The 10,230-nt window shown below is 61.0% G+C and carries 11 protein-coding genes; 7 read left to right on the top strand and 4 right to left on the bottom strand.

The genetic code is table 11. From position 1 onward, the window contains the following. The first annotated feature begins 38 nt into the window (after positions 1-38). Both Q0H50_RS06295 and modD read left to right on the top strand, forming a co-directional pair. Positions 39-533 carry an ATP-binding cassette domain-containing protein gene (locus Q0H50_RS06295; RefSeq protein ID WP_294420620.1) on the top strand — a complete coding sequence of 165 codons (495 nt, stop codon included), beginning with the start codon at positions 39-41 and terminating at the stop codon, positions 531-533. Positions 534-606: 73 nt separating this feature from the next. Continuing rightward, the gene (modD, locus tag Q0H50_RS06300) at positions 607-1,449 is read left to right on the top strand and encodes a ModD protein (protein ID WP_294420604.1); all 843 of its coding nucleotides are present in this window, start codon (positions 607-609) and stop codon (positions 1,447-1,449) included. A 265-nt stretch (positions 1,450-1,714) separates the two neighbouring features. Here modD and Q0H50_RS06305 read toward each other — a convergent pair whose 3' ends face one another. Further along, entirely contained in the window at positions 1,715-2,365 is a 651-nt protein-coding gene (locus Q0H50_RS06305) for a Crp/Fnr family transcriptional regulator (RefSeq protein ID WP_366936644.1), read from the bottom strand. Positions 2,366-2,459: 94 nt separating this feature from the next. Here Q0H50_RS06305 and hcp point away from each other — a divergent pair, with 94 nt between their 5' ends. The 3 genes from hcp (at position 2,460) to Q0H50_RS06320 (ending at position 5,179) form a co-directional block, all read left to right on the top strand. Beyond that, complete coding sequence (gene hcp / locus Q0H50_RS06310; protein ID WP_294420606.1) at positions 2,460-4,034, top strand: hydroxylamine reductase; 1,575 nt, start codon at positions 2,460-2,462, stop codon at positions 4,032-4,034. A 182-nt stretch (positions 4,035-4,216) separates the two neighbouring features. After that, on the top strand, positions 4,217-4,693 hold the full coding sequence (locus tag Q0H50_RS06315; RefSeq protein ID WP_294420608.1) for a pyridoxamine 5'-phosphate oxidase family protein: 477 nt from the start codon (positions 4,217-4,219) through the stop codon (positions 4,691-4,693). 102 nt (positions 4,694-4,795) lie between these two features. Further along, positions 4,796-5,179, top strand: a complete 384-nt coding sequence (locus Q0H50_RS06320) for a DUF5655 domain-containing protein (protein WP_294420610.1) — start codon at positions 4,796-4,798, stop codon at positions 5,177-5,179. Between the two features lie 110 nt (positions 5,180-5,289). Here the strand turns inward: Q0H50_RS06320 and Q0H50_RS06325 are convergent, their stop codons facing one another. Further along, complete coding sequence (locus Q0H50_RS06325; protein WP_294420612.1) at positions 5,290-6,363, bottom strand: Fic family protein; 1,074 nt, start codon at positions 6,361-6,363, stop codon at positions 5,290-5,292. A 305-nt stretch (positions 6,364-6,668) separates the two neighbouring features. Further along, a complete protein-coding gene (locus Q0H50_RS06330) occupies positions 6,669-7,577 on the bottom strand; it encodes a DMT family transporter (protein WP_294420613.1) in 909 nt (302 codons plus the stop codon). 161 nt (positions 7,578-7,738) lie between these two features. On the opposite strand from Q0H50_RS06330, the gene Q0H50_RS06335 reads away from it, so the two are divergent. Continuing rightward, positions 7,739-8,605: a LysR family transcriptional regulator gene (locus tag Q0H50_RS06335; protein WP_294420615.1), complete on the top strand. Its 867-nt coding sequence runs from the start codon at positions 7,739-7,741 to the stop codon at positions 8,603-8,605. A gap of 111 nt (positions 8,606-8,716) precedes the next feature. On the opposite strand, the gene Q0H50_RS06340 is transcribed toward Q0H50_RS06335, so the two are convergent. Next, positions 8,717-9,277, bottom strand: a complete 561-nt coding sequence (locus tag Q0H50_RS06340) for a TetR/AcrR family transcriptional regulator (protein WP_294420616.1) — start codon at positions 9,275-9,277, stop codon at positions 8,717-8,719. Positions 9,278-9,420: 143 nt separating this feature from the next. On the opposite strand from Q0H50_RS06340, the gene Q0H50_RS06345 reads away from it, so the two are divergent. Continuing rightward, positions 9,421-10,230 (top strand): hypothetical protein (locus Q0H50_RS06345; protein WP_294420618.1); only part of this gene is annotated, 810 nt, incomplete at its 3' end.

The following is a 10,230-nucleotide window of genomic DNA, read 5'->3' on the forward strand; positions in this document are numbered from 1 at the left end:
GATAACCGCGTACATAAAAAAATGCGCGGCGGCTGGGGATCGTCTATCAGGACCACGCGCTGTTCCCGCATATGACGGTTGCGGAGAACATCGGCTACGGCCTGAGGATGGCGCGCGTTTCGAAGGCGGAGGCGGCGAGCCGCGTGGACGAGATGCTCGACCTGTTCTCCATCCGCCACATCGCCGATCGGTATCCCGGCATCATCAGCGGCGGCGAGGGCCAGCGCGCGGCGTTGGCGCGCGCCCTGGTGCTGCAGCCCGAGATCTTGCTGCTCGACGAGCCGTTCTCGGCGCTCGACCCCACCACTAAAAAGCGCATGTACGAAACGCTGCGAAACGTGCACGGCCGTTTCCGCTGCACCGTGGTGTTCGTCACGCACGATTTCAACGAGGCGCGCAGCCTGGGGCATCGCGCGGGCATCATCCTGGGAGGCGCGCTGCAGGCGGTATGCCCTGCCGACGAGCTGTTCACGCGCGAGTTCGACCCGCAAGTGATGGCGTTTTTGGGCCGTGGCGAGGGCGAGCTGGGGTAAGCAACGGCTCGCGGCTAGCGGTATCATCTTCAAGAAGGAAAACCACGCGCTAGGAAGCGCAAGGAGGAACCATATGTATATCCCGGACAGCTATCTCGATGAGCTTATCGCCTCCGACATCCCCAGCGGGATCGACCTGACCACGCACGTTCTGGGCATCGGCGCGCAGCCGGGCCGCATGGAATACTACACGCGCGACGCGGCCCTGCTTTGCGGGACCGAGGAGGCCGCCCGCATCTTCGGCCGCTTCGGCTGCACGGTAACGGAAGCGCTTCCCACCGGCAGCATGCTTGCGCCCGGCGACGCGTTCATGACCGTTGAAGGCCCTGCGGCCGGCCTGCATATGGGCTGGAAGATCTGCCTGAACATCTTCGAGTACTATTGCGCGCTTGCCACCAAGGCCAAGCAGATGGTGGACGCCGTGCATGCCGTGAACCCGTTGTGCGAGGTGCTTTCCACCCGCAAGCTCATGCCCGGCACCAAGCCGTTCGATGTCAAGGTGCTCACGGTCGGCGGCGCCTTCCCGCATCGCCTGGGATTGAGCGAGACGGTGCTCGTCTTCGATCATCACCTGACCTTCTACGGCGGGCTCGAGAAGTTCATCGCCGACTTGCCGCAGCTCAAGGCGAAGGTGTGCGAGAAAAAGCTGTTCGTCGAGTCGAGCACCGAAGACGCGGTGCGTCTGGTGGAAGCCGGCGTCGACGGCGTGCAGCTTGACAAGGTGGCGCCCGAGCAGGTCGCGCAGCTGGTGCCGCAGCTCAAGGCCATCAACCCCCGCGTGACGCTCATCGCCGCCGGCGGCGTTAACCTGGGCAATGCGGCCGAGTACGCCGCCACCGGCGTGGACGGCCTGGCAACCACCTGCCTGCATTTCGCCAAACCCCTCGACATGAGCGTGCGCATGAGCGCGCTGTAGGGGAGCGTCGGGTTTTGCGCGCTGCCCGCATGCGGGTTTCAAGGCTTGCATACGGGCAGCGCAGTAGTGCGTCGCCCGATCGGTGCGAGATCGGATCGATCGGGCGGCCGGCCTGAGGAGGCGTCCGCGTTCCCTATTTCGCGGGGATGATCTCGATTCACTGGCCGTCGGGGTCGGCGATGAAGTACGGGCCCATGCGGGATTTGCGTCGGTCGCAAAACGGGAATCCGTGCCAGCTGCAACGTGGCTGCAAGTTGCCAGCGCGCTACAGGAGCCGGTACGTGCGGCCTTCGTAGTCGATGACGCCTTCCTTGCGCAGCTTCGACAGCTCGTTCGACAACGCGCTGCGGTCGACGCTGAGGTAGCTTGCCAGCTTGGTTTGGCTGTAGGGGATGGTGAAGGCGCGGGTGCCGGCCTTTTTCTGCTGCTGTGAGAGGAAGGCGAGGATCTTGCCCCGTATGGTTTTGGGGGTCATGGCGATGGCGCGGCTGTTCATGTCCAGGTTGCTTAGCGCCAAGGCGCGCATGAGGTTCGAGGAGATGTGCGCGTGGCAGCCGCACTGCTTGGGGCAGGGGTGGATGATCCGCTCGGCTTTAAGCAGCACCACCTCGCAGGCCGAATCTGCCAGCACGTCGATGTCAAGGGGCTCCATGCTGCAGGCGTACCCGTGAGCGAAAAGCGAGCCGGGTCCCAAGATATCCAGGATCGTCGTCTCGCCCCAGGCGTCCGAGACCTCGATCCGCACGCGCCCGGATAGGACGACGCCGAGGTATTCGGTGGGCTGACCGGCGCGCATGATCCGCTCCTGTCGGCTGAAAGCCCTTCTTGTCGCCCCAAGGCAGGGCAGCATCAGGTTCGCTTCGTCTTGGGTTATGCCGGCGAAAAGCATCGAGGAGGAATTGGGGATATCAAGCATTGGCTCCACCTGTAGGTTCTACAACAGAAATGTATGCGATACCACAGTATAGTGCAGTCACTTCGAAAAGAAACCTTTGATTGAGGAGCGCGAAATGACTGACGGGAACATGTTCTGCTTCCAATGCGAACAGACGGCGGGATGCACCGCCTGCACCGGAGCCGCCGGCGTATGCGGCAAGACCGCCGATGTGGCTCGGCTGCAAGACGAGTTGACCGGGGCGTTGGTCGCCCTAGCCCGAGCCGAGGACGGCGGAAAGGGGGATGCTGAGTCCGACGGGCTTATGCTCGAAGGCATGTTCGCCTGCGTGAGCAACGTCAGCTTCGATTCTGAAGCCATCGCCGCCCTCGAGCGCCGCGTTCGCGCTAAGGCTATCGCCCTTGGTGAATTCGATCTGTACGACATGGGCGAGCTTTGGCATGCTCAGGAGGATATCCGCAGCTTGAAGAGCCTGCTGCTCTTCGGCATGCGCGGCGTGGCGGCGTACGCCTACCATGCGCAGGCGTTGGGGAAGTCGGATCCGGCTGTGACGGCGTTCCTGTATGAGGGTATGCGGGCCGTCGGCTCCGATCTGGGCATGGACGATCTGCTGCCTTTGGTTCTCAAATGCGGCGAGGTCAACTTGGCCGCCATGGCCGCTTTGGAGGACGCGAACATCTCCGCCTACGGCAAGCCCGAGCCTGCGACGGTTGAGCTCAAGGTCGAGGAGGGCCCCTTCATCGTGGTCACCGGCCACGACCTGCACGACCTCAAGCAGCTTTTGGAGCAGACCGAAGGCCGCGGCGTGAACGTGTACACCCACGGTGAGATGCTCCCCGCGAACGCCTATCCCGAGTTGCGCAAGCATCCGCACCTGAAAGGCAACTACGGCACCGCTTGGCACAACCAGCGCAAGGAGTTCAAAGACCTTCCCGCGCCGATCCTGTGGACGACCAACTGCCTGCTGAAACCAGATGAGTCGTATGCCGATCGCGTGTTCACCACCGGCCCCGTGAGCTTCCCGGGTGCGCATGTCGTAGAGGTGGGCGAAGACGGCGCCAAGGACTTCTCCGCCCTTATCGATAAGGCGCTGGAGCTGGGCGGTTGGGCCGCTGATCGGATCTTCACCGGCATCAACGGCGGCACCAGCGTCACCACCGGATTCGGCTACGACACCGTGATGAGCGTCGCACCTGCCGTCATCGATGCGGTCAAGTCCGGCGACATCAAGCGCTTCATCCTGCTGGCGGGCTGCGATGGCATGCGCAAGGAGCGCAGTTACTACACCGAGTTCGCCAAGATGGCGCCGTCCGACTCCGTTATCCTGACCCTTGCCTGCGGCAAGTATCGCTTCAACGACCTGGACCTGGGCAGCATCGGCGGCATCCCGCGCCTGCTGGACGTCGGCCAGTGCAACGACGCCTACGGCGCGATCAAGATCGCGCTCGCGCTTGCGGATGCCTTCGGCTGCGGCGTGAACGACCTGCCGCTTTCCATGGTGCTCTCCTGGTACGAGCAGAAGGCGGTGTGCATCCTGCTCACGCTGCTGCACTTGGGTATCAAGGGCATCTACTTGGGCCCCACGCTTCCGGCGTTCGTGAGCCCCGGCGTGCTGCAGGTGCTGGTGGACAACTACGGCATTCGCCCCATATCCACTCCCGAAGCCGACCTTGCCCAGATCATGGGCTAGCCGATCGGTTGTTTCCCCTTTAGGTGAAATCCGTCTGTTGGCGGGACCGCGGCCTTCGTTACTGCCTTTGTTCTCGTCAGCAAGATCGCCCTCGTCGTCTGCGCGGCGGCCCAGCTGCTTGCAAGCTGGGCCGCCGTCGTGGCATAACCGGTATCAGGGCGCAGCATGGTAAGGAGGAGAAGATGCGCAGGATCGATAGAGAGGTAACCGATTCGAGCGAACTGCTCGAGATCATGAGGCGGTGCGACGTTTGCCGGCTTGCTTTAAACGATGATGACGGGTTTCCGTATGTCGTTGCGTTGAACTTCGGCATATGCGAACGCGAGGGGAAGATCGGGCTCGTGTTTCACAGCGCGTTGTCGGGCCATAAGATCGACCTGATGAAAAGCGACTCCCGTGCAGCCTTCGAGATGGATTGCGACCACGAGCTTCAGTACTTCGAAAACAAAGGCTATTGCACTATGTCCTATGCCAGCGTGGCGGGAAAAGGCCGCATCCACATGCTGACGGGGGACGAAAAGGTCGCAGCGTTGCGGCAGCTCATGGACCAGTACCACCCTGCTGAGCACGCATATTTCAGCCCTGCGGCAATCGACAGGACGGCGGTCTACCGCCTTGAGATAGAGTCCATGACGGGGAAAAGGAAGCTGCCCAAATAGCAGCAAGCTTGTTCAGTGGCGATGATCGCGGTTGCCTTGGACGATGCCGCAAATCCTAATTCGAGTACGAGCATCGAATCGGAATTGTGCGGAGGTGTGCCAATGGACACCTTGATTCAAGACACGCTGTCGTTCTTCGATCGGCATCAGTCTGTCTATCCGCTGTATGAGCGCTTTCAGGAAAAGCTGCTTTCCAGATTTCCCGACAGTCGAATCAAAGTGCGGAAATCCCAGATCTCGTTCTACAATCGCCATCTTTATGCCTGCGTGTCCTTCTTGAAGGTGAAGAAGGCGGAGCTGTCGGATGGCTATTTCGTGCTTACGCTGGGGCTTCCTGCTCCGCTGGAATTTGACCGGGTAGCGGTGAAAACCGAGCCTTACCCGGGACGGTGGACAACTCATTTCGTCATCAGCGATGTATCCGATCTGGATGATGAATTGTTTGATTGGATCGAGCAAGCGTATCGATTTGCCCAGGTGAAATGACGCTGCAAGATCCCAATCTGAGGGAGCAGCGATCGTTCACAGGTTGACCAGTGGATTCGGTTATTCCGAGAAGAAACGAATAAGCCTGGAGCGGGGAAGTCGCGGTCTCCTTACCGTTTGACGGTCCGACCGCGCTGTCCTTTCCAGATGTACCCTGTCGCAGGGCCGGCTCCCGTCTTCTCGATTTTACCGTCTGCCAACAAATCCGATAGGGTGCGCTCGATGGTGGTCTGGCTGATGTCCGGGCATGCGGCGGCGATGTCGCGCTTGGTCGTCTTGCCGACGGAGCTGCGCAGCACCGCCTCGACGCGCTCGGCCTTGGTGAGCCTGGCGTCTACCACCGCACAGACGCGCTCCTCGAACTCGCGGTATGCAGCCAGGATCGCGCCCAACATGTAGCGCACGAACGGGCCGGGGTCGTTTCGGCCCTCGTGCCATCCTTGCGAGCTTGCTGCCAAGGCGTCATAGTATGCGCCCTTGGTGCGCTCGATCTCCTTCTCGATGGAGACGTAATTGCCAACCATGTAACCCGCCTTGTACAGCAATAGCAGGGTCAGCAGCCTGGACATGCGCCCGTTGCCATCGTTGAAGGGATGGATGCAGGTGAAGTCGAACACGAATATAAGAGAAGCAAGCAACGGGTCTATCGACTCGCTTGCAACGGCGCCGCGGTACGCGGAGCATAAGCGCTCCATGGCGTCCTCGGTGGCCACCGCGGGAACGGTTTTCAGCCGCACGTACTCGGTGCCGTCCGGACGTATGCCGCGCACCTCGTTGTCGCCGACCTTGAAGTGCCCGCCCATGGAGGACGGCGTATACCGGTACATTTGCCGGTGAAGCTGCAATATGACGTTCGGCGTGACGTCGATGAAGTCATGGCTCTCGTGTATGGTGGCCAGCACGTCGCGATAGCCGGCTATCTCCTCCTCGTCGCGGGAGCGCAAATCCGACTTCTCGGACATGATCTGTTGCAGGCGCCTGTCGCTGGTGCGTATGCCCTCGATGCGGTTTGAGGCTTCGGTTGACTGGACCTTCGCGACTTCCGTCAGGGCATCAAGGACATCCGCCTTGGCGTTGAGGTAGAGCGCCTGTCGACCCTTGTGTTCATGGACCGCCGTGAGCAGCCCTACGGTCTTCGGCGTTAGCAAGCCTTGCGGCATCTGCGCGTAGTCGAAATGCCTCATGTTCGTTTCCTATCTGCACCATCTATCGTTTATCTGCATCATATTGTATTCAATGATGCAGATATATTCCAGATGAGGTTGACTACGCCCCTTTTTTCCTTGTGATGAGCACTGCGTCGCTTTTGAAATCGCTCTTTTCGTAGGAGAAGGTACGGTACATGATGGGCATATGTCCATGTTCTTCAGGAGGATTGCCTTGGTCGCTGCTACGATGGCGTAGCCATCGATTCGGAAAGTTCTGCCTATCGCTCGCTGCGATTTGCGTCAAGTTCTCTTTGGCTATCTGCGCCGAGGGCTGTGGGGGCTTACGAAACCCGCTTGGGTTCCACCGCCATCGCCTCTTGCGGGTAGGCCGGGGCATGCAGACGAGGCGGCTCGATGGTGGCGACGAATACGCCGGCCATGATGAGCGCCGCACCCAGGAAGGCGATGGGGGTCAAGACCTCGCCGACCAGGAAAAACGAGAACACCGCGGAGCAGACCGGCTCGAGCGAGAAGGCGAACCCGGTGGTCTCGGCGGGAACATGCGGCTGCACGTAAGCCTGGGTGATGAAGCCGTAAGCCGAGCAGATGAGCGCGAGCGCGATGATGACCGTGAGCTCGGTCGGGGTGCTCGGAAGCGTGATGCCGCCGAGCGTGGCCGCGCCGATGCCCGAGAACAGGCCGGCGAAGGCCAGCTGCCAAACGCCCAAAGCCAGCGGGTCGACCTGTTCGACGAAGCGCTTGCTGATGATGATGTGGGCGGCGTAGACGAACGCCGAAAGCAGCATGACGAGCGCGCCGGGGTTGAGGCTGGTGAAGTCGGCGCCCGAGAGCAGCAGCATGCCGCCGGTTACGACGGCGGTGCCGAGGAGCACCTTGCGCTCGGGGGCGCGGCGCAGCAGCAGAGCGTTGGCGAACGGCACGATCACGACCGTTAAACTCTGCAAAAAGCCGGCAGTGGAAGCCGAGGTGAGGCTCGAGCCCAGGCACATGCAGGTGAGCTCGACCGCCATGATGGCGCCGATGACGGCGGCGCGGACGATGAGGTCGCGGTTGATGCGGAAGGTGCACTTGTGAAAAAGCAGCACGCAGACGATGAAGGCGATGGTGCAGCGCAGCGCGACGATGCTCGTGGCGTTCATGCCGTCCATGCCGATCTTCATCAAAGGGTACGAGAAGCCCCATGCGACGGGAACGGAAAACGAGAGCGCGATTGCCTTTTTGCGATCCATGGGACTCCTTTTGTTTCGAAATGGTTTCACGAAAAGGATTGTGCGCTGCTAAAACGATGTAGTAAAGCGAATGTATCTTCAGTATGATTAAGCAATGCTAATAGAAGATAAGCAGGCCGGGGCAAAACGTATCACGGTCTTTTTTGCCATAGGGGGGCGTTATGTCATCGCGGTATCAGGTCGTTTGCGCGGTGGTCGATCGCGGGAGCCTTAAGGCGGCGGCAGACGAGCTGGGCTACACGCAAAGCGCGGTCAGCCAGGCGGTCAAGGCGCTCGAACGCGAGCTGGGTACCACGATTTTGGAGCGGGGCAAGCAGGGCGTTTCGCTTACGCGCGATGGGAAACAGTACCTGCCCTACCTGCGTCAGATCGTGACGGCAGAGGCCGAGCTTGAGGGAAAGCGCCAAGAGCTGCTGGGCTTGTCTTCGACCGACATCCGCATAGCAACCTTCACCAACGTGAGCCGCACCGTGCTGCCGCGCGTGATCCGCGGCTTCAGCGCCTTGCATCCTGACGTTCACTTTACCCTTAAGCAGGGCGATTACACGCGCAACGCCCAGTGGGTGCACGACGGCGCGGTCGATTTCTGCTTTACCGCGCGGGGCTTCACGGCGGGTCTTGACGAGCGTATGGTCTATCACGACGAGATGGTGGCGCTGGTGCCCTTCGACCATCCGCTGGCCGCCAAAGCGCGGGTAACGCTTGAAGATCTGGCAGCTGAACCTTTCCTTTTGCTTGACGAGGGCGAGCAGAGCCTGGTGCTCGATGCGTTTGCCGCCCATGGGCTGCAACCGCGGTTGACGAGCAAGGTGACCGACGACTACACCATCATGGCGATGGTCGAGGAGGGCTTGGGCGTCAGCATGCTCTATCGCCGCACCGTGGAGTGCGTGCGCGCCGATATCGAGGTGCTTCCGATTGCGGCGGCTCCATCGCGCGACGTGGTGGCGGCATGGCGAAGCTGGGATACCATGCCCATCGCCACCAGGAAGTTCATCGATTACATGAGCTCGCATATCGAGGCTTAGCCGCTTGCGGTATCGCAAATGGGATTGCCGGCGGATTATGGGATGGTGCGCAGGTTGCCCAATCTGTCCCCAAACGCATAACTGCGCCGCCTGCTTGGAACGGGGCCGCGGTTAAGATGAGCTACGGGAATCGTGACGATTTGATACCGCCAGCAAGCCCCCTTCGGAATAGGCGTTGAGCAGCTCCTGGGCATGGGCGAACTTAGGGCCTCGTCTCCAGCCGAGCAGGCGGTTGACGGCTAGATTGCCCTGGACGTTGTGGACGAAGAGCAGGAAGGCGTCCTCGCGCGATAACCCTGTTTTCTCCATGATCCGGGGAACCATCTGCTCAGCCCCGCGCTCGACGACGCGCTGTGCCACGCGGGCGTACGCATCGTCATCCGAGTAGAGCAGGCAATAGTCATCGTTTGCCGGCGGGCGCTGGCAGAGGGCCCTCGCCTCCGTTCCTTCGAGCGGGGGCGCCGCCGCCAGGGCCTCGTCGATGAGCGCGTCTAGAAGCGCGAACTTGTCCTCGTAATGCAGATAGAACGTGCCGCGGTTGATATCGGCGCGGCGGCAGATATCCGCCACCGTCATCTTTGCGAAGCCGGCCTCGGATAGCAGCGCGAAGAACGCCTCCCGTATGACCGAGAGCGTATAGCGTCGGCGACGATCGATTTTCCCCGCTTCCATGGTTCCTCCAATTGCACCGCCCGACAATACCCAGCAGCCGTTCGTTTATCGACAGCGTCTCGAAGCTGTTCATTGCCCTCACGCAAATCGACATTGATACTGCTTATAGACACCTGTTCATTATAGCTGAAAGAGGGTATTGAGTGACTCCGTACGAGCAGCTCGTCATCGAGCTTACCAGCCGATCGTTTGCCTATCAGACCGCCTATCGGAACGGCGGCACGTCATACGACCTGAGCAATCGCGAGTCCGCTGCCTACAAGCAGGAAATCGAGACTTTTACCCGCATGATCGAGGAAGCCGACTGCGTGCTCGTAGGAGGGGCCTCCGGGCTCTCGGCGGCGGGCGGCGGCGACTTTTACTACGAGGACAACGCCAGCTTCCGCAAACACTTTGGCAAGTTCGCCGAGCGTTACGGTTTCAAGGGCGCCTTCGAGGGCTCGTTCTACCGCTGGCCCACCGCTGAGACGCGCTGGGGCTATCTTGCGACGTTCCTCAACACCACGCTCAACGCCCCTCTGCGCGAGCCCTACAAGGACCTCGACGCCGTTCTTCGCGATAAGGACTTTTTCGTGCTCACCACCAACCAGGACACGCAGTTTGTGAAGATCTACCCTTGGGAAAAGGTGGCCGAGATTCAAGGCGACCATCGTTTCTTCCAATGCTCCCGCTGCTGCACCGATAGCGTATGGGATGCAACCGAGCCTGTCTCCCGCATGGTCGAGGCCATGGGGGACGGCCTAGAGGTTCCGACAGAGCTCGTGCCGCGCTGCCAGCACTGCGGGGCCGAGGCGTTCCCCTGGGTTCGCGGCTACGGCAACTTCCTGCAGGGCGAGCTCTACGAGGAGCAGTACCGCAAGGTCTCCGACTGGCTCGGCGCGCACGCGCAGCAAAAGATCCCTTTCCTTGAACTGGGCGTTGGCCGCATCACGCCTGTGTTTATCCAGGAGCCG

The sequence above is a fragment of the uncultured Senegalimassilia sp. genome, assembly GCF_934632265.1.
Taxonomy (GTDB): domain Bacteria; phylum Actinomycetota; class Coriobacteriia; order Coriobacteriales; family Eggerthellaceae; genus Senegalimassilia.